This is a genomic window from Pseudomonas sp. Pseu.R1 (genome assembly GCF_045764065.1).
In the GTDB taxonomy this organism is placed as follows: domain Bacteria; phylum Pseudomonadota; class Gammaproteobacteria; order Pseudomonadales; family Pseudomonadaceae; genus Aquipseudomonas.
This window is the reverse complement of sequence record NZ_JBJGEE020000001.1, coordinates 1,323,122-1,340,600: the sequence shown is the minus strand read 5'-3', so window position 1 is coordinate 1,340,600 and position 17,479 is coordinate 1,323,122. Positions and strand designations below refer to the sequence as shown.

Here is a 17,479-nt window from a genome sequence, read left to right as displayed (position 1 = left end):
ACATCGACAACACGGAGAAGTGTCATGCAACGGAAAAAGCTGCTTATCGTGGGCGGCGGTAATCTGTGCCTGCAGATTCTGCAAATTCTGGTCCCTCGCAATCAGTTCGAGTTTCATGTCGCCAGCCGTCATCGGGAGCACACCTTGCGCCTGTGCAACCTGGTCAGACTGGGCGCGCTGCAACAAAATGTGCCCGCCCGGATCGAGTGCTGGGAAATGGACCTGGTCGAATCCCGGATCGAACGCAACGCCGAGACGCTGGCGCGGATCAAGCCCGACATCATCCTCAACTGTGCGACGCTGCAATCCTGGCGAGTGATCACGCAACTGCCCAAGGAAGCCTTCGACGCGCTTGATCAGGCTCAGCTCGGCCCTTGGCTGCCCATGCATCTGGCCCCCGCGTATGCCCTGATGCGCGCAGTCAAACGGGCCTGCCCGAAAGCCCTGGTGGTCAATGCCGCGTTCCCTGATGCCGTGAATGCTGTGCTGTTCAAAGTCGGCATGGCCCCGGACGTGGGGGTTGGCAATATCGCCAATCTGGTGCCGGCCACCCGTTGCGCGATTGCACGTCTGGCCCGCTGTGAACCGCTGCGGGTGTGCGTGAAACTGGTCGGGCAGCATCATTTCAGTCACGTCGTGCCGCGTTACGGCCTGCCGCCTCAAGTGCCCTTCGATCTGTCGTACTGGATCGACGGGCAGGAGTGCAGCGACGAGTTCAATGCCGACGAGATTTTTGGCAGTGTTGCCGATCACTTCCGGCGTCTGGGAGGCGTCGATGGTCAATACCTGACGGCGATGTCCGCGGTCTCGGTATTGGAGAATCTGTTCGCCAACGAAGAAGTCCACGTTCATGCGCCCGGCCCCCATGGCTTGCCCGGTGGCTACCCGGTGAAGGTGGGTATGGGGCAGGTGCTCTTGGGGTTGCCTTACGGATTGCGCCGCGAGGAGGCCATCGCCATCAACGAGGCGGGTCAGCGTCAGGACGGTATTCAAAGCATTCTGGCGGACGGCACGGTCGTGTTCGCGCGCCAGCAGATGGACGTCATGGAGCAACTGATGGGGTTCTCCATGGCCACCATGAAAGTACAGGAGGTCGCCGACCGTGCCTCTGAATTGGGGCGCAAATACCAGGCCTTCGCCGATGCCATCCGCCAACAGGGAGTGAGCCACCATGCTATCCGACAGCACGCCGTTGATCGTCGCTTCGGGTGAGCGCCCCGATCAGGATTACGTCCGGCAATACAGCGCGGACTTTGTCAGCCGCTGGGATGAACTGATCGACTGGAACAAGCGCGCAGAGAGCGAGGGGGCATTTTTCACGGACCTGTTATTGCGCACGGGGGCTTGCCGGGTGTTCGATGCGTCCACCGGCAGTGGCTTTCACGCCGTGCAATTGCGTCGTGCCGGATTCGACGTGACCGCCTGTGACGGCAGCCCGACCATGGTGCGCCGGGCCAAGGCCAACTTTGCCAGTCGGGGGCTGGACATCCCGATCATTTGCCAGGACTGGCGTGATCTGGACCCGCAACGGCTGGGCGCCTTCGACGCAGTGCTCTGTCTGGGCAGTTCACTCTGTCATCTGTTTCAGCAAAGCGAACGTGTCGAGGTGCTCCAACGGTTTGGGCAGTTGCTTCGACCCGGCGGGATGCTGCTGATCGATCAGCGCAATTTTCAGGCGATTCTGGCCGGGTACTTCTCGTCGTCGGGGCGGTATGACTCCTGTGGCAAGACCGCCAGCGTGACGTTGGGAGAACTGAGCCCGTCGCTGTGCGAATTCGTTTACACCTTTGCCGACGGTGTTCGGCACTCCTTGAGTGTTTTCCCCATTTTGCCGGGCGTGTTGCGTGAAGAGTTGGCGCTGGCCGGGTTCGTCGTGGACAGCAGCTACGGCGATTTCAAACGAGTCTATGACCCGCTGCGTGCCGATTTCATCATTCATCAGGCCACGGCAGCGGGGGGGCTGAATCAAGAAGGAGGTGTCCATGAACGTTCAGGGCCGCAACGCTTCTGACCTCACCTGACCGGCTACGCCTGAAGGCCTGTGCGACGCCGGATTGTGACTGGCTGTTTCTCGACACCTCGAAAAACGGACGACGGCGCTGGTGTCAGATGAACGTCTGTGGGCAAGGGAAAAGGCCAGGCGTTCAGCGGGCAGTTTCAATTGACGCTCGTGCACCCTCGGTCGCACGTGTAGCACGCCAACCCAAAAAAGCGGGAACCTGTCCGGACCTCAAGCTTCATATCTCTTGTCCCGAGCGGTCATGGCATCGGCCATGACGGGAGCACAGAGAGGCTGTTCATGAGCGATTTCCGGCACGGCACCACGGCGCGGCCGCTCTGCGATCAGCGAGGAGCAACGCATTGACTCAGGTTCTGACCCCCAACGACATCGCGGGACGACGGCAGACAGCGTCGGCAGAGATCACCCTGCATGTGCTGACCATGAACATGCACATGGGCTTCGGTTTTCTCAACCGCCGTTTCATCCTGCCCGAACTGCGTGATGCGGTTCGCAGTGTTTCCGCAGACGTGGTGTTTTTGCAGGAAGTTCACGGCGAGCATCAGAACCACGCCCGGCGCGTGAAGGGCTGGCCCACGATTTCGCAGTATGAATTCCTCGCCGACAGCATGTGGAACGACTTTGCCTATGGGCGCAATGCTGTCTACCCCCATGGCCATCACGGCAATGCGCTGCTGTCGAAATACCCCATCGTGCGCCACGAAAACCTCGATATTTCGATTCTGGGCACTGAACAGCGCGGTTTGCTGCATTGTGTGCTGGATGTGCCACGTTTTGGCGAAGTTCATGTGATTTGCGTGCACCTTGGCCTCAAGGAGGTGCATCGCCAGCAGCAATTGGCGTTGCTGGCGGATCGGGTCATGACCCTGCCGTCTGACGCGCCTGTGATCATCGCCGGGGACTTCAACGACTGGCGCCTCAAGGCAGACGATGTGCTGGGGGCGACCGGATTGCGCGAGGTGTTTGTCGACGCGTTCGGCGCACCGGCCAAGAGTTTTCCGGCGCGCTTCCCCCTGCTGCGACTGGACCGAATTTACGTGCGCAACGCCAGGGCCGGGGCGCCCAAGGTGTTGTCCAATCGACCTTGGTCGCACCTGTCCGATCATGCGCCGCTGGCGGTGGAGGTGACGTTATGAAGGCCTTCAGCGATCGCTGCGGTGTCTGGCAGGACGGCAATTCGGTGGAATTGCTGATCAACGGCGAAGACTTTTTCAGCAAGGTATTCGAATGTATCCGCGCGGCACGGCAAGAGGTGTTGATTGAAACGTTCATCATTTTCGAAGACCGGGTGGGCGAGGGGTTGCAACGGGCGGTGATCGAAGCAGCGAGCCGGGGTGTGCGCGTGGTGATCACCGTGGACGACTACGGCACCAGCGATTTGAGCACCGCGTTCGTCCAGGAAATGATCTCGGCAGGGGTGCAAATTCAGCTGTTCGACCCGCGCCCCAAATTCATGGGCATGCGCACCAACCTGTTTCGTCGCCTGCACCGCAAAGTGGTGGTCATCGACGGGGAATTGGCTTTCATGGGCGGGATCAATTACAGCGTCGATCACATGGCCGACACGGGCATCACCGCCAAGCAAGACTACGCCGTGCTGGTGCGCGGACCGATTGTTGCGGACATCTACCGCTCGACCCTGAACATGCTCGGCCCGATGCTGCGGACCTCGTTCAAACCCCTTGATGTGATCACGCGCCACGCGGGGAGCGCCCGAATGCTGCTCGCCGAGCGTGACAACCGACGCCACACCACTGACATCGAAGAGCAGTATTTGCTGGCCATGCGCAGCGCTCATCAGCGCATCACCATCGCCAATGCCTATTTCTTTCCCAGCTATCGGTTCCTGCGGGAACTGCGCAATGCGGCGCGAAGGGGCGTAAAGGTCACGCTGATTTTGCAGGGCCAGCCGGACATGCCGTTCGTGCGCATGTGTTCGCGCCTGACCTACACGTGGCTGCTGCGCGAGGGTGTGGTGATTCACGAATACAAGCAGCGCGCGCTGCACGGCAAGGTCGCGCTGATCGATCAGGAGTGGTCGACGGTGGGGTCCAGCAACCTTGATCCGCTGAGCCTGGCGCTGAATCTGGAAGCCAACCTGTTCATACGTGATCGCGCGCTGAATCAGCAATTGCACGATCATTTGCAGGAGTTGGCGGCGGCCCACAGCAAGCAGGTCAATCTCAAGGGCTTGGCGAAAGGGCAGTGGTGGCGGGCGCCGATGATCTTTCTCAGTTTTCACTTCCTGCGCCACTTTCCGGCCATTGCCGGGCTGTTTCCCGTGCATGGGCCGCGTCTGAAACCAGTGCGCGCCCCGGAGGTGCTGCCCGAAGCACAGGCGCTCAAAGGCCAACTGTCGGCGGATCAGGAGAAGTCGCTATGAGTGCGTCTCACGTGTCCTCTCATCAACGCTCCGCGTCAGCACCCACGCAGCGCAGGGTCTGGCTGACCTGGGCCAAACGGCTGTTTACCTTGTTCTTTTTCATTGCTGTGCCGGTGCTGTTGTTCATGCTGGTGAAGAATCTGGATTGGAACGAGGTGACGCATGCACTGGAGTCGTACAAGCCCAGCACCCTTGCGCTGGGTTTTCTGGTGGCGACGGGCAGTTACCTGACCTACTGCGGATTCGATGTGCTGGCCCGGCGTTACACTGCGCACAAACTGTCGGTGAAGCAGATCGTGCCCGTGACCTTCGTCTGCTACGCCTTCAATCTCAACCTGAGTTCCTGGGTCGGCGGCATTGCCCTGCGATATCGGTTGTATTCGCGACTGGGGCTGGACGTGCCGACCATCACCCGGATTCTCAGTTTGAGTCTGATCACCAACTGGCTGGGCTACATGCTGCTGGCGGGGTTCGTGTTCGCGGGCGGGTTCATCGACCTGCCGGAGGGCTGGAAAATCGGCGACACCACACTGCAACTGATCGGCGTCGTACTGCTGGTGGTGTGCTTTGGGTATTTCCTCGCCTGCCGTTTTTCAACACGCCGGACCTGGACCATTCGTCAGCAGAAGCTGGTGCTGCCGTCGTTGAATCAAGCGTTGCGCCAGGCCTTGTTGGGCGCCCTGAACTGGGGGCTGATGGCACTGTTGATCTATGTGCTGTTGCCGGAAAAAGCATCTTATCCCGCGGTGCTGGGCATCCTGCTGATCAGCAGCATCGCTGGCGTCATCGCCCACATCCCGGCGGGGCTGGGGGTGCTGGAGACGGTGTTCATCACCTTGATGCAGCATCAGTTCAGCAAGGGTCAGTTGCTGGCGGCGCTGATCGGGTATCGGGTGATTTACTTTTTGATCCCGCTGCTGCTGGCCGTGATCGTTTATCTCGTACTGGAAAAACGCGCCAAGGCGATGCGCCTGCAAAATGAGGCGCGTAAGGCGGGCTGAGCTGCCTACACGCTGGACCAATGTGGGAGCCGCCTTGGTGGCGAAAGCGGTGTGTCATAAACGTATTCGTCACTGATGCACTGCATTCGCCAGCAAGCCGGCTCCCACAAAGATAGTGGTGCGGCCCGAAGGCTTCTGATCAATCCCGTCCCGCAAACACCCTTACCGCATCCACTGCATCGTTGGTCCCGTTGCTGATCTGCACGATCGCCGACCCCGCCTGATCCGCCAGATCCACACCTTTCACCGCGTTGGTGCGGGTGTTGTCCATGCTGATGATGGCCTGGCGGGTTTCGGTCTGGATCAACTGGATCATCTCGGAAATTTCCTGGGTCGAGCGGCTGGTGCGTCCGGCCAGTTGCCGCACCTCATCGGCCACCACGGCGAAACCCCGGCCCTGATCCCCGGCACGGGCCGCTTCGATGGCGGCGTTGAGCGCGAGCAGGTTGGTCTGGTCGGCAATGCTGTGGATGGTGTTGACGATGGCGGTTATCTGCTCCGAGCGCTCGCCCAGTTGGCCGATGATTCGTGACGAATCGTCGATATTGCGTGAAATCTGACGCATTTCGCTGGCCGCTTGCTGGATCACCTGAGTGCCTTGTTCGGCGACTTTCTGCGTCTGCACCGAGATGTGATACGCCTGCGCGGCGCTGTGGGCATCCTGCTCGTGCTTCTCGATGCGCGCGGTGACGTCGGAGGCGAATTTCACCACTTTGCTCAGTTTGCCGCAGGCGTCGTACACCGGGTTATAGGACGCCTCCAGCCAGAGGGTCTGGCCGTGCTTGCCCACGCGCTTGAACTGGCCGCTGAAAAATTCACCTTTGTTCAGGCGCCGCCAGAAATCCTGATAGTCACTGCCGCTGGTCAAATCGGCAGGGCAAAGCAGCTTGTGGTGCTTGCCCAGCAATTCCTGACGGCTGTAACCCAACAGGCGCAACAGATTGTCGTTGGCCGCAATGATGCGACCGTCCAGATCGAATTCGATGACGGCCATGGCCCGGTCGATGGCCTGCAACTTGTTGCGGGTTTCGCTCTCTGCCTGCAACTTGGCCGTGACGTCGGTGGCATATTTGACGACCTTCACCACCTTGCCGCTGGCGTCGCGTACCGGGTTGTAGCTGGCCTCCAGCCACACGGTGCTGCCGTCGCCCGCGACCCGTTGAAAGGTCGCGGAAACGAATTCGCCGTTGCGCAAGCGTGACCAGAGTTGCGTGTAGTCGTTACTGCGCGCGTATTCAGGCGTGCAGAAGGTGCGATGTTCCTTGCCGATCACCTGTTCGGGGCGATAGCGCATGGTCTTGAAGAAATTGTCGTTGGCACTGAGCACGACGCCATTGAGGTCGAACTCGATGCTCGCCATGGAACGGCTGATGGCTTCCAGCAAGCTGGCCTGATGGGAGACGGTCAGTTGCAGGTCCTGAATGACTTTGTTCTTGGACGAGTCGAAAAACATGATGGCGGCCCAGGCAAATGAAACGACAAAGGGATCCCGTTCCATGGCCTCTAGGGCGAGTATTTTGATGCCCGGCTGCGATTCCGTCTGCAGTGCAGAGATCATCACAAAGGTGATATCAAAAAGCTACACATTGTGTTGTACAGCTCGTCGGTTTTGTACAAGGTTTTCAGAAAAAGCCTCTCAACCCCGTATGACTAGTCCTCGAAGCCCACCTGTTCCGCAATCTCATCCACTTTCAGTTCCAATCGGTACGCCACGGCAATGAACAGCGCTTGACACAGACACAGCGTGGCGCTGAGCGAGCGGAAGGCGAACGAGCTGCCCTCATTGACCAACAACACCGCATTGGCGCGCTTGGCCAGCGGGGAGAGGTTGCTGTCGGTAATGATCAACGTCTTGGCCTGATGATGCTGGGCGATGCGCAGGCAGTGCTGGGTTTCCTTACCGTAGGGCGTGAAGCTGATGGCGATCACCAGATCATTGGCGCGCACGCTGCGCATCTGCTCGCGATAACTGCCGCCCAGCCCCGAAATCAGGTGAATGCGTTTGTTGGTGTGCTGCAGGTTGTAGACCAGATAGTCGGCGACGGCGAACGAGCGGCGCACGCCCACCACATAGATGTTGTCCGCGTTGACGACCAGGTCGACGGCCTTTTCGAACGCCTCGTCATCCAGTTCCAGCGCCAGCCGTTCAAGCCCCGACAACGTGGCGTTCACGCATTCACGCGCCAGATCGCCGCCACTGGCTTTCTGCGACTTGTTGGCGATCATGCTGCGAATGCGCTGCTGGTAGTTTTGTACCGGTGTGGCTTTGTGGGTGTAGGCCTCGCGGAATAGCGCCTGCATTTCGCTGAAGCCGCTGAAACCGAAGCGCTGGGAAAAACGCACGATGGCCGATGGGTGCACTTCGCATTCGCGGGCGATGTCGCTGATGCGGTCGACCATGATTCGGTCGCTCTGCTGGCTCATGTAGCTGGCGATGCGCTTGAGCTGGCGCGGCAGGCTTTCGTATTCGGTGGTGATCAGCTTGAGCAGGGCTTCGGCCGTTTCCGGCGCGGCGATGGGCGACGCGGTGCTGTCGTCGGTGTCGGGCAAAGACGGCTGATCGGTGTTGGACATGCAGGTGAATCCTCTGACTCGTTCAAGTGAAGCGCGGATGGCCGGTTCAGCAGGGTCCCTGTGGGAGCGAATTCATTCGCGAAAGGCCTGCCCAGGCGCTAGTTATGTGTCAGTTGGTACGCCGTCTCGCGAAAAAATTCGCTCCCACAATTGGAGGCCGCGCTCAACTGCGCGCAGAGTTTAGCGTGGATCGTGCCTTGATCGCTTCTGTTTAGCACGATATGCCCCCAATTGCTAAAAATAGAAAAAAAGTTCCACATGAAAATAAATTAGAAAAAAATCGTTGATCCTGCGCGCAGAGCGTTCTAGTCTGCATCCACGAACAGGGCTTCTCGAAAGCCCAGGCTTATAAAAATAAGAGGAGCCAGCATGGGCCAGACTCGTTTTGCCAGTGGACGTCCCTTGGACGTCGTGTGTCTCGGACGCCTGGGCGTCGATCTTTATGCGCAGCAGGTAGGGGCGCGGCTCGAAGACGTCAGCAGTTTCGCCAAATACCTGGGCGGGTCGTCCGCCAATATCGCTTTTGGCACCGCCCGGCTGGGCGTGAAGTCGGCCATGCTGACCCGCGTCGGCAATGACCACATGGGCCGTTTCCTCACAGAGTCCCTGGCTCGCGAAGGCTGTGATGTCAGCGGGATCAAGGTCGATGCCGAGCGCCTGACCGCCATGGTGCTGCTGGGCATCAAGGACCGCGAAACCTTCCCGCTGGTGTTCTACCGGGAAGACTGTGCCGACATGGCGCTGAACGCCGAAGACATCGACGAAGCGCAGATTGCCTCAAGCAAGGCGCTGCTGATCACTGGCACCCATTTCTCCACCGATCAAGTGTTCAAGGCCAGCAGCCAGGCGCTGGAGTATGCCGAGAAGCACAACGTCAAACGCGTACTGGACATCGATTACCGCCCAGTGCTCTGGGGCCTGACCGGCAAGGCCGACGGAGAAACCCGTTTTGTGGCTGATCAGGGCGTCAGCCAGCACGTGCAGCGCATCCTGCCTCGCTTCGACCTGATCGTCGGTACCGAAGAAGAGTTTCTCATCGCAGGCGGTTCGACCGACCTGCTCAGCGCCTTGCGCAAGGTCCGCGAGCTGACCGCTGCGACGCTGGTGGTCAAGCTCGGCCCGCAAGGTTGCACAGTGATTCATGGCGCCATTCCGGCACGCCTCGAGGACGGCGCGATCTACCCCGGCGTGCGGGTCGAAGTGTTGAATGTGCTGGGCGCGGGCGATGCCTTCATGTCGGGATTTCTCAAAGGCTGGCTCAATGATGAAAGTGACGAGCGCTGCTGCCAGTTGGCCAATGCCTGCGGCGGCCTTGTGGTGTCGCGTCATGCGTGCGCCCCGGCGATGCCGACCCTGGCCGAGCTGGATTACTTGTTCAGCAGCCCGGTGCCGATTACCCGGCCCGATCAGGACGTGACGTTGCAACGGCTGCATCAGGTCAGCGTGCCGCGCAAGGACTGGAAACAGTTGTTCATTTTTGCCTTCGATCATCGCGGGCAGCTGGTAGAGCTGGCGCAGAAGGCCGGTCGCGATCTGGCCTGCATTCCTCAGCTCAAGCAACTGTTCATTCAGGCAGTAGAGCGGGTCGAAGCGGATCTGGCAAAACGTGGCATCGAGGCGGACGTGGGGTTGCTGGCCGATCAGCGCTTTGGTCAGGACGCGCTCAACGCAGCCACCGGACGGGACTGCTGGATCGCCCGTCCTGTGGAAGTGCAGGGTTCGCGTCCGTTGGCGTTCGAGCACGGCCGCTCCATTGGCAGCAATCTGGTGGCCTGGCCGAAAGAACAGATCATCAAGTGCCTGGTGCAATACCACCCGGACGACGAGCCGATGCTGCGTCTGGAGCAGGAGGCGCAATTGATGGGGCTGTATCAGGCGTCTCAGGCCAGCGGCCATGAACTGCTGCTGGAAGTCATTCCGCCGAAAGTTCATCCCTCGACTCACCCGGACGTGATCTACCGCTCGCTGAAACGCCTGTACAACCTCGGGATTTACCCGGCGTGGTGGAAGATCGAAACCCAGCCCGCCGAGGTGTGGGAAAAACTCGACGCGCTGATTCAGGAACGTGACCCGTACTGCCGTGGCGTGGTGCTGTTGGGCCTTAACGCTCCGGCCGAGACCTTGGCTGCGGGATTCCGCGAAGCAGGCAAAAGCACGACCTGCCGTGGGTTCGCGGTCGGGCGCACGATTTTCCATGAACCGAGCCGTGCCTGGCTGGAAGGCGAAATCGACGATGCTGGATTAATCAGTCGGGTGAAAAGCACGTTTGAGTTTCTGATCGAGTCCTGGCGTGACGCCCGCGCTTGAATCAGGCCTGTTTATCGTTAGTCACGACCCTTTAGAGAAAAGAACAAGAAAGGTGCAGCCATGCCCGCTTCCGCAATCCGAATTGGCATCAACCCGATTTCCTGGAGCAACGACGACCTGCCCGCGCTGGGCGGCGAAACCCCGCTGAGCACAGCGCTCAGTGAAGGCAAGGACATCGGTTACGAAGGTTTCGAACTCAACGGCAAGTTTCCCAAAGACGCCAAAGGCGTGGCCGATGTGCTTAAACCTTACGATCTGGCACTGGTCTCGGGCTGGTATTCCAGCCGTCTGGCCCAACGTTCCGTGGCCGAAGAGATTGACGCCATTGCCAGCCATGTCGAACTGCTCAAACACAACGGCGCCAAGGTGCTGGTCTACGGCGAGGTGGCCGACTCGATTCAGGGCCAGCGCATTCGCTTGGTCGAGCGTCCGCGTTTTCACAGCGACAGCGCCTGGCAGGAATACGCCGACAAGCTCACGGAGCTGGCGCGGTTTACCCTGTCTCAAGGCGTGCGTCTGGCCTACCACCACCACATGGGCGCTTACGTCGAGGCCCCGGACGACATCGACAAACTGATGGCCCTGACGGGCAGCGAAGTGGGCCTGCTGTTCGATTCGGGCCACTGTTACATGGGCGGCGGTGACCCGTTGCAAGTGCTGCGCAAACACATCGACCGTGTTTGCCACGTGCATTTCAAGGACGTGCGCAAACCGGTGGTGCAACTGGCGCGCAACAACCTGTGGAGCTTCCCGGACTGCATCGTCAATGGCACCTTCACTGTGCCGGGCGATGGCGACATCGATTTCGCCGCGTTGCTGGACGTGTTGATGCAAGCGCGCTACGAAGGCTGGCTGGTGGTCGAGGCCGAGCAGGATCCGGCCGTGGCGCCGAGCTATGTTTACGCCAAAAAGGGCTATGACACATTGCGCAATCTGCTGGCTGCCGCGCAAGAAGCGAACCCTTCACAAAGGAGCCTGTGAACATGAACCTCCTGGTCAAAAGCAAAGCCGAGGGCCGCGATGTCGTGGCGTTGGACGAAGGGGTGTTGGAATACGTGGGCTTTTCGGCCCACCGGTTGACCGTCGGCGAGCGTCTGCCGGTCAATGCGGGGGACAAGGAGCTGTGCCTGGTGTTGCTCAGTGGTCGCGTCAGTGTCAGCGGCGAAGCGCCGGGGCAGGGCGCGTTCAACTGGGAAAACATCGGCGACCGGCAATCGGTGTTCGAAGACAAATCACCATTCGCGGTGTACCTGCCGCCCAACAGTCAGGCCCAGGTCACAGCGCTGAGTGCGGTGCAAATCGCAGTCTGCGCAGCGCCAGGCGATGCCTCGAAAGACTTGCCCGCACGCCTGATCAAACCCGAAACCATGAAACGCAGCGTGCGCGGCAAGGCGGCGAACACCCGTTACGTTTGCGACATCCTGCCGGACTCCGAGCCCGCTCATTCGTTGCTGGTGGTGGAAGTGCGCACACCGTCCGGGCATTCGTCCAGCTACCCGCCGCACAAACACGACAAGGATGACCTGCCGCACGAGAGCTTTCTCGAAGAGACCTATTACCACCAGATCAACCCGCCGCAGGGCTTCATCTTTCAGCGGGTCTACACGGACGATCGCAGCATCGATCAGGCCATGGCGGTGGAAAACAACGATCTGGTGACCGTGCCCGAGGGGTACCACCCGGTCAGCGTGCCCTACGGCTACGAGTCCTATTACCTGAATGTCATGGCCGGGCCGAAACGCGCCTGGCAATTCCACAACGACCCGCAGCATGAGTGGTTGTTGGATCTCTAAACCCGAATCCAGCGCTCAATCCTGTGGGAGCCGGTTTGCTGGCGAATGCGGTGGGTCAGTCATAGATGAGTTGGCTGACACTCCTTATTCGCCAGCAAGCCGGCTCCCACAGAGGCGTAACCCATTTGAAGGAACTGAACATGAGCTACACCCCGATCATCGGCCATTACATCAACGGCCAGGTACAGGACGCCGCCGAGCGTTTCAGCGATGTTTTCAACCCGGCGACCGGTGCCGTGCAGGCCCGGGTTGCGCTGGCCGAACTGAAAACCATCGACGAGGCTGTGGCCGCCGCGCAGGCCGCCTTTCCGGCGTGGGCCGATCAATCGTCGCTGCGTCGCGCACGGGTGATGTTCAAGTTCAAGGAACTGCTCGACCAACACCATGATGAACTGGCCGAAATCATCTGCCGCGAACACGGCAAGGTGTTTTCCGACGCCAAGGGCGAAGTGGTGCGTGGCATCGAAATCGTCGAGTTCGCTTGCGGTGCCCCGAGCCTGTTGAAAAGCGATTACAGCGACAACATTGGTGGCGGCATCGACAACTGGAACCTGCGTCAGCCATTAGGCGTGTGCGCAGGCGTCACGCCGTTCAACTTCCCGGTCATGGTGCCGCTGTGGATGATTCCCATGGCGCTGGTCACCGGTAACTGCTTCATCCTCAAGCCGTCCGAGCGCGACCCTTCGGCGTCATTGCTGATGGCCCGTCTGCTGAAACAGGCCGGTCTGCCGGACGGCGTGTTCAACGTCGTACAAGGCGACAAAGTGGCGGTGGATGCACTGCTGCAACACCCCGGCATCGAGGCGATTTCTTTCGTTGGTTCGACGCCGATTGCCGAATACATCTACCAGCAAGGCACCGCAGCCGGTAAGCGTGTTCAGGCATTGGGCGGGGCGAAGAACCACATGATCGTCATGCCGGATGCGGATCTGGATCAGGCCGCCGACGCTTTGATCGGCGCGGCTTACGGTTCGGCAGGCGAGCGCTGCATGGCGATTTCCATCGCCGTGGTGGTGGGCGATGTGGGCCAGAAACTCATCGACAAACTGCTGCCGCGCATCGACTCGCTGAAAGTCGGCAACGGCATGAACAAGGACTCGGACATGGGGCCGCTGGTGACGGCGGTGCACAAGGCCAAGGTTGAGGGTTATATCGATCAGGGCGTCAAAGAGGGCGCGAAGCTGATCGTCGATGGTCGCAACTTCAAAGTACCGGGCGCCGAGGGTGGTTTCTTTGTTGGCGCGACGCTGTTCGATGACGTCACCGCTGACATGACCATTTATAAAGAAGAGATTTTCGGCCCGGTGCTGGGCATCGTCCACGTGCCAGATTTTGCTGCGGCTGTGGCGCTGATCAACGCCCATGAGTTCGGCAATGGCGTGTCCTGCTTCACCAGCGACGGCGGTATTGCCCGCGCCTTCGCGCGCAACATCAAGGTGGGCATGGTTGGCATCAACGTGCCGATTCCGGTGCCGATGGCCTGGCATTCGTTCGGCGGCTGGAAGCGCTCGTTGTTTGGCGATCACCATGCGTATGGCGATGAAGGGCTGCGGTTCTACAGCCGCTACAAGAGTGTGATGCAGCGCTGGCCGGACAGCATCACGAAAGGTGCGGAGTTCAGCATGCCGACGGCGAAGTAATGCGATCTCCCTGTTGAAATATGATCGTTCCCACCCTCCGCGTGGGAACGATCATTCGCCAGCAGGCCGGCTCCCACAATGAGCCTCACCGATTCAGGACACCTCCAATAACAACAAGGTGCAAGCATGACCACGACACGATTGACCATGGCCCAGGCTTTGGTGAAGTTTCTCGATAACCAGTACGTCGAAGTCGACGGCGTGCAGAGCAAATTCGTCGCCGGAGTGTTCACCATTTTTGGCCACGGCAACGTTTTGGGGCTGGGCCAGGCGCTGGAACAGGATAGCGGCGAGCTGATCGTGCATCAGGGCCGCAACGAGCAGGGCATGTGCCACGCCGCCATGGGCTTCGCCAAGCAGCACCTGCGGCGCAAGATTTACGCCTGCACCTCATCGGTGGGACCGGGCGCGGCGAACATGATCACTGCCGCAGCCACGGCGTCCGCCAACCGCATCCCGTTGTTGCTGCTGCCGGGTGATGTCTACGCGACCCGCCAGCCGGACCCGGTGCTGCAACAGATCGAACAATCCCACGACCTGAGCATCAGCACCAACGATGCCTTCAAGGCGGTGAGCAAATACTGGGACCGGGTCAACCGCCCCGAGCAATTGATGAGCGCCGCGCTGAACGCCATGCGCGTGCTCACCGACCCGGCCGAAACCGGCGCGGTCACCCTGGCCTTGCCGCAAGACGTGCAAGGCGAGGCTTACGACTACCCCGATTCGTTCCTGCAAAAGCGCGTGCACCGCATCGACCGTCGCCCGCCGACCAAAGCGATGTTGAACGACGCGCTGACCCTGCTCACAGGTAAACGCAAACCGTTGCTGATCTGTGGCGGCGGCGTACGTTATTCCGGCGCGGCGGCGCAACTGCAAGCCTTCGCAGAGCGCTTCGGCATCCCGTTCAGCGAAACCCAGGCGGGCAAGAGCGCCATTGTCTCGGCCCACCCGCTGAACATGGGCGGGGTCGGCGAAACCGGCTCGCTGGCGGCCAATACGTTGGCGCGCGAGGCCGACTTGATCATCGGCGTCGGCACTCGCTACAGCGACTTCACCACCGGTTCCAAATCACTGTTCCAGAACCCGGACGTGCAATTCCTCAACCTCAACGTCGGCGCGTTCGACGTGCAGAAACTCGATGGCGTGCAAGTGCTGGCCGATGCGCAGTTGGCGTTGCAGGAATTGGCGGACGGGTTGGGTGACTATCGCGCGCAATGGGGCGATGCGCCTCGCCAGGCTCGTGCGGCGCTGGATGCCGAGGTGGATCGTCTGTATGCCGTCGAGTATCAGACTCAGGATTTCGAGCCTGAAGTCCCCGGTCATCTGGATCCACAAGTGCTGCGTGACTTCATCGAGATGACCGGTTCGTGCCTGACCCAAAGTCGCGTGCTGGGTTTGCTCAATCAGCAATTGCCGCAAGACGCGGTGATCGTCGCCGCCGCGGGCAGCCTGCCCGGCGATTTGCAGCGTGCCTGGCGCAGCACCAGTGTGGACAGCTACCACGTCGAGTACGGTTATTCGTGCATGGGTTACGAAGTGAACGCTGCCCTGGGCGCGAAGATGGCCGCGCCTGAGCGTGAGGTCTACGCGCTGGTCGGCGACGGCTCCTACATGATGCTGCACTCGGAGCTGGCCACTTCGATTCAGGAGCGACGCAAGATCAATGTGGTGCTGCTGGACAACATGGCGTTTGGTTGCATCAACAACCTGCAGATGGGCAACGGCATGGGCAGCTTTGGCACCGAGTTTCGCTATCGCAATCCCGAAACCGGCTTGCTGGACGGCGAGTTTGTGCCGGTGGATTTCGCCATGAGCGCGGCAGCCTATGGCTGCAAGACCTACAAGGTGAAAACCGTCGAAGAGCTGGAAGCGGCGCTGGCCGATGCGCGCAAGCAAACCGTGTCGACGCTGATCGACATCAAGGTGCTGCCCAAAACCATGATTCACGGCTACCTGTCGTGGTGGCGTGTGGGTGTGGCCGAGGTGTCGACCAGCGAGAAGACGGCTGAGGCGTATCAGCGGCAGGTGGCGATGTTGGGCAGGGCCCGAAAGTACTGACTTGCGCATTTCTGCATGAAACCGAACGGCATTGGTAAACGCGATTCGTGGTGGGAGCCGGCTTGCTGGCGAAGGCGATTGTTCAGATATTTCGATGTTGAATGGCACACCGCATTCGCCAGCAAGCCGGCTCCCACAACGAGTCGCGTATGGGTAAAGGACTGTTTATGAAAATCGGACTCATCGGCTACGGCAAAGGCGGGCGCTTCTTTCATGCGCCGTTGCTGGCCAGCCTTGCGGGCGCGACGTTTGCCGGGGTGGTGACAGCCTCCACCGAACGTCGCCAGCAACTGCATCAGGACTACCCCAAAGTCCCGGCCTTCGACACCCTGGCTGATATGGTGGCCGCAGGCGTCGACGCGGTGGTGATCTCCACGCCGCTGGCCTCCCGCCGCTCGCTGATCCTTGAAGCCATCGAACTGGGCGTCCCCGTGGTCAGCGACAAACCTTTCGCCCCCAGCGCCCAGGACGCCCAAGCGCTGGTGGACGCCGCCGAAAGCAGAGGCGTGCTGCTGGGCGTGTACCAGAACCGCCGCTGGGACTCGGATTTCCTCACCGTGCGCAAACTGATCGAGCAGGGTGTGCTGGGCGACATCACGCGGTTCGAGTCCCGGGTCGAGCGCTATTCGCCCTCGTCGGTGGGCAAGGAAAGCGGCGGCGGGATTCTTCGCGATCTGGGCAGCCACCTGGTGGATCAGGCGCTGTTGCTGTTCGGCCCGGTGAAGCGGGTGTACGCCGAACTGGAATTTGCCACGCCTGAACAGAAGGTCGATCACGGCTTTTTTGTGTCGCTGATTCATGCCAGCGGTGTCACCTCGCACCTGTGGGGCAATTGCCTGCAAAACGCTCAAGGACCACGGTTTCGGGTCAATGGTGCAAAGGGCTGCTATACCGTTGAAGGCCTCGATGGTCAGGAAGCCCAGGCGCTGGCCGGACTCTCGCCCAAATCAGAAGGCGAGCGCTGGGGCGTTGAGGAGCATCGGCGTTGGGGCTGGTTCGAACAGGGTGAGCATCGCGAGCGTGTGCCGTCCGAGCGTGGCTGTTGGCCGCAGTTCTATCGCCAGTGGCAGGCCGCGGTGATGAATCAGGGGCCAAATCCCGTGGATGCGCGGGATGCGGTGGCCTCGGCCAGAGTGCTGGATGCGGCACGAACCAGCGCGTTAGAGGGCCGGGTGATCGAGATCTAGCAGGCACACCAGCGATTTAAATTGTGGGAGCGAATGAATTCGCTCCCACAGGACTGTGATCCGTCTGTTTATAAGTGGCAATGCGCGGAGAAACAATCAAAATAGAAATAAATTCTAAAATTGGTTGAAGTAGAAATTATTTTCCAATAGAGTCGTTTTCAGGTTGCCGATGCTCGACGTCCAGACCTGCTGTCGGACCTTTCCGACACCGAGTCTGGCGAACGAAACAAAAAACAAGAAAGCCAAAAAGACAGGTACCGTCGATGAACATTTTCAACAAAGCCGCCAAGGTTTGCCGTTCCGCATCACGTTCTCTGCTTGCTCCCACCCGCGCCTTGTCGCGTCTGACCCCTGATCGCTTCCTGGAAATCGCTGCCCGCGTGCTGTGCGTCGAGAGCCGTGGCGTGATGGTCTGCGGTTCAGCGGGCGCGTCGGTGGCCCATTTCCCCAGCCCACAGTTTTCCAGTCAACACACCAGCCTTTGAACACTTGCAGTCGTTAGCCAATTCACTACAA

General features: G+C 60.2%; 14 protein-coding genes and 2 pseudogenes. 13 read left to right on the top strand and 3 right to left on the bottom strand.

Translation table 11 applies throughout. The features are described from left to right. Positions 1–24 precede the first annotated feature (24 nt). The 6 genes from ACI5GA_RS06360 to ACI5GA_RS06335 all read left to right on the top strand — a co-directional run bounded on the left by ACI5GA_RS06360 (position 25) and on the right by ACI5GA_RS06335 (position 5,404). Complete coding sequence (locus tag ACI5GA_RS06360) at positions 25–1,212, top strand: hypothetical protein (RefSeq protein WP_404631159.1); 1,188 nt, start codon at positions 25–27, stop codon at positions 1,210–1,212. Next, entirely contained in the window at positions 1,172–2,011 is an 840-nt protein-coding gene (locus ACI5GA_RS06355) for a class I SAM-dependent methyltransferase (RefSeq protein ID WP_421422236.1), read from the top strand. The genes ACI5GA_RS06360 and ACI5GA_RS06355 overlap by 41 nt, the downstream gene beginning before the upstream one ends. Next, positions 2,008–2,277, top strand: a complete 270-nt coding sequence (locus tag ACI5GA_RS06350; protein WP_404631729.1) for a CGNR zinc finger domain-containing protein — start codon at positions 2,008–2,010, stop codon at positions 2,275–2,277. Before ACI5GA_RS06355 ends, ACI5GA_RS06350 begins: the two co-directional genes overlap by 4 nt. A 165-nt stretch (positions 2,278–2,442) precedes the next feature. Continuing rightward, positions 2,443–3,156: an endonuclease/exonuclease/phosphatase family protein gene (locus ACI5GA_RS06345; RefSeq protein WP_421425446.1), complete on the top strand. Its 714-nt coding sequence runs from the start codon at positions 2,443–2,445 to the stop codon at positions 3,154–3,156. Then, on the top strand, positions 3,153–4,403 hold the full coding sequence (clsB, locus tag ACI5GA_RS06340) for a cardiolipin synthase ClsB (protein WP_421422234.1): 1,251 nt from the start codon (positions 3,153–3,155) through the stop codon (positions 4,401–4,403). The genes ACI5GA_RS06345 and clsB overlap by 4 nt, the downstream gene beginning before the upstream one ends. Continuing rightward, the gene (locus ACI5GA_RS06335) at positions 4,400–5,404 is read left to right on the top strand and encodes a lysylphosphatidylglycerol synthase domain-containing protein (protein ID WP_404631153.1); all 1,005 of its coding nucleotides are present in this window, start codon (positions 4,400–4,402) and stop codon (positions 5,402–5,404) included. Before clsB ends, ACI5GA_RS06335 begins: the two co-directional genes overlap by 4 nt. A gap of 139 nt (positions 5,405–5,543) precedes the next feature. Here ACI5GA_RS06335 and ACI5GA_RS06330 read toward each other — a convergent pair. The 3 genes and pseudogenes from ACI5GA_RS06330 to ACI5GA_RS06320 form a co-directional block, all read right to left on the bottom strand. Beyond that, a pseudogene (locus ACI5GA_RS06330) lies at positions 5,544–5,975 on the bottom strand (methyl-accepting chemotaxis protein); the annotation flags it as partial. A gap of 105 nt (positions 5,976–6,080) precedes the next feature. Then, positions 6,081–6,764: pseudogene (locus ACI5GA_RS06325) on the bottom strand (PAS domain-containing protein); the annotation flags it as partial. A gap of 290 nt (positions 6,765–7,054) precedes the next feature. Continuing rightward, positions 7,055–7,978 (bottom strand): MurR/RpiR family transcriptional regulator, encoded by a 924-nt coding sequence (locus ACI5GA_RS06320; RefSeq protein ID WP_404631151.1) that lies wholly within the window; start codon positions 7,976–7,978, stop codon positions 7,055–7,057. A gap of 369 nt (positions 7,979–8,347) precedes the next feature. On the opposite strand from ACI5GA_RS06320, the gene ACI5GA_RS06315 reads away from it, so the two are divergent. From ACI5GA_RS06315 to ACI5GA_RS06285, 7 genes are all read left to right on the top strand, one after another. Next, positions 8,348–10,285 (top strand): bifunctional 5-dehydro-2-deoxygluconokinase/5-dehydro-2-deoxyphosphogluconate aldolase, encoded by a 1,938-nt coding sequence (locus ACI5GA_RS06315; protein WP_421422232.1) that lies wholly within the window; start codon positions 8,348–8,350, stop codon positions 10,283–10,285. A 60-nt stretch (positions 10,286–10,345) separates the two neighbouring features. Next, positions 10,346–11,266 carry a myo-inosose-2 dehydratase gene (iolE, locus tag ACI5GA_RS06310; protein WP_404631147.1) on the top strand — a complete coding sequence of 307 codons (921 nt, stop codon included), beginning with the start codon at positions 10,346–10,348 and terminating at the stop codon, positions 11,264–11,266. Positions 11,267–11,268: 2 nt separating this feature from the next. Further along, positions 11,269–12,078 (top strand): 5-deoxy-glucuronate isomerase, encoded by an 810-nt coding sequence (gene iolB, locus ACI5GA_RS06305; RefSeq protein ID WP_421422229.1) that lies wholly within the window; start codon positions 11,269–11,271, stop codon positions 12,076–12,078. Positions 12,079–12,218: 140 nt separating this feature from the next. Beyond that, complete coding sequence (locus ACI5GA_RS06300; protein WP_421422228.1) at positions 12,219–13,718, top strand: CoA-acylating methylmalonate-semialdehyde dehydrogenase; 1,500 nt, start codon at positions 12,219–12,221, stop codon at positions 13,716–13,718. A gap of 126 nt (positions 13,719–13,844) precedes the next feature. Beyond that, positions 13,845–15,776 carry a 3D-(3,5/4)-trihydroxycyclohexane-1,2-dione acylhydrolase (decyclizing) gene (gene iolD / locus ACI5GA_RS06295; protein WP_421422227.1) on the top strand — a complete coding sequence of 644 codons (1,932 nt, stop codon included), beginning with the start codon at positions 13,845–13,847 and terminating at the stop codon, positions 15,774–15,776. 167 nt (positions 15,777–15,943) lie between these two features. Then, a complete protein-coding gene (locus tag ACI5GA_RS06290) occupies positions 15,944–16,963 on the top strand; it encodes a Gfo/Idh/MocA family protein (protein WP_421422225.1) in 1,020 nt (339 codons plus the stop codon). Positions 16,964–17,226: 263 nt separating this feature from the next. After that, the gene (locus ACI5GA_RS06285; RefSeq protein ID WP_404631137.1) at positions 17,227–17,448 is read left to right on the top strand and encodes a hypothetical protein; all 222 of its coding nucleotides are present in this window, start codon (positions 17,227–17,229) and stop codon (positions 17,446–17,448) included. Positions 17,449–17,479 lie beyond the last annotated feature (31 nt).

Bases quoted from the DNA above. Each gene is read 5' to 3' on its own strand.
- ACI5GA_RS06360 (WP_404631159.1), top strand. From the start codon at position 25: ATGCAACGGAAAAAGCTGCTTATCGTGGGCGGCGGTAATCTGTGCCTG.
- ACI5GA_RS06355 (WP_421422236.1), top strand. From the start codon at position 1,172: ATGCTATCCGACAGCACGCCGTTGATCGTCGCTTCGGGTGAGCGCCCC.
- ACI5GA_RS06345 (WP_421425446.1), top strand. From the start codon at position 2,443: ATGAACATGCACATGGGCTTCGGTTTTCTCAACCGCCGTTTCATCCTG.
- clsB (WP_421422234.1), top strand. From the start codon at position 3,153: ATGAAGGCCTTCAGCGATCGCTGCGGTGTCTGGCAGGACGGCAATTCG.
- ACI5GA_RS06335 (WP_404631153.1), top strand. From the start codon at position 4,400: ATGAGTGCGTCTCACGTGTCCTCTCATCAACGCTCCGCGTCAGCACCC.
- ACI5GA_RS06320 (WP_404631151.1), bottom strand. From the start codon at position 7,978: ATGTCCAACACCGATCAGCCGTCTTTGCCCGACACCGACGACAGCACC.
- ACI5GA_RS06315 (WP_421422232.1), top strand. From the start codon at position 8,348: ATGGGCCAGACTCGTTTTGCCAGTGGACGTCCCTTGGACGTCGTGTGT.
- iolE (WP_404631147.1), top strand. From the start codon at position 10,346: ATGCCCGCTTCCGCAATCCGAATTGGCATCAACCCGATTTCCTGGAGC.
- iolB (WP_421422229.1), top strand. From the start codon at position 11,269: ATGAACCTCCTGGTCAAAAGCAAAGCCGAGGGCCGCGATGTCGTGGCG.
- ACI5GA_RS06300 (WP_421422228.1), top strand. From the start codon at position 12,219: ATGAGCTACACCCCGATCATCGGCCATTACATCAACGGCCAGGTACAG.
- iolD (WP_421422227.1), top strand. From the start codon at position 13,845: ATGACCACGACACGATTGACCATGGCCCAGGCTTTGGTGAAGTTTCTC.
- ACI5GA_RS06290 (WP_421422225.1), top strand. From the start codon at position 15,944: ATGAAAATCGGACTCATCGGCTACGGCAAAGGCGGGCGCTTCTTTCAT.
- ACI5GA_RS06285 (WP_404631137.1), top strand. From the start codon at position 17,227: ATGAACATTTTCAACAAAGCCGCCAAGGTTTGCCGTTCCGCATCACGT.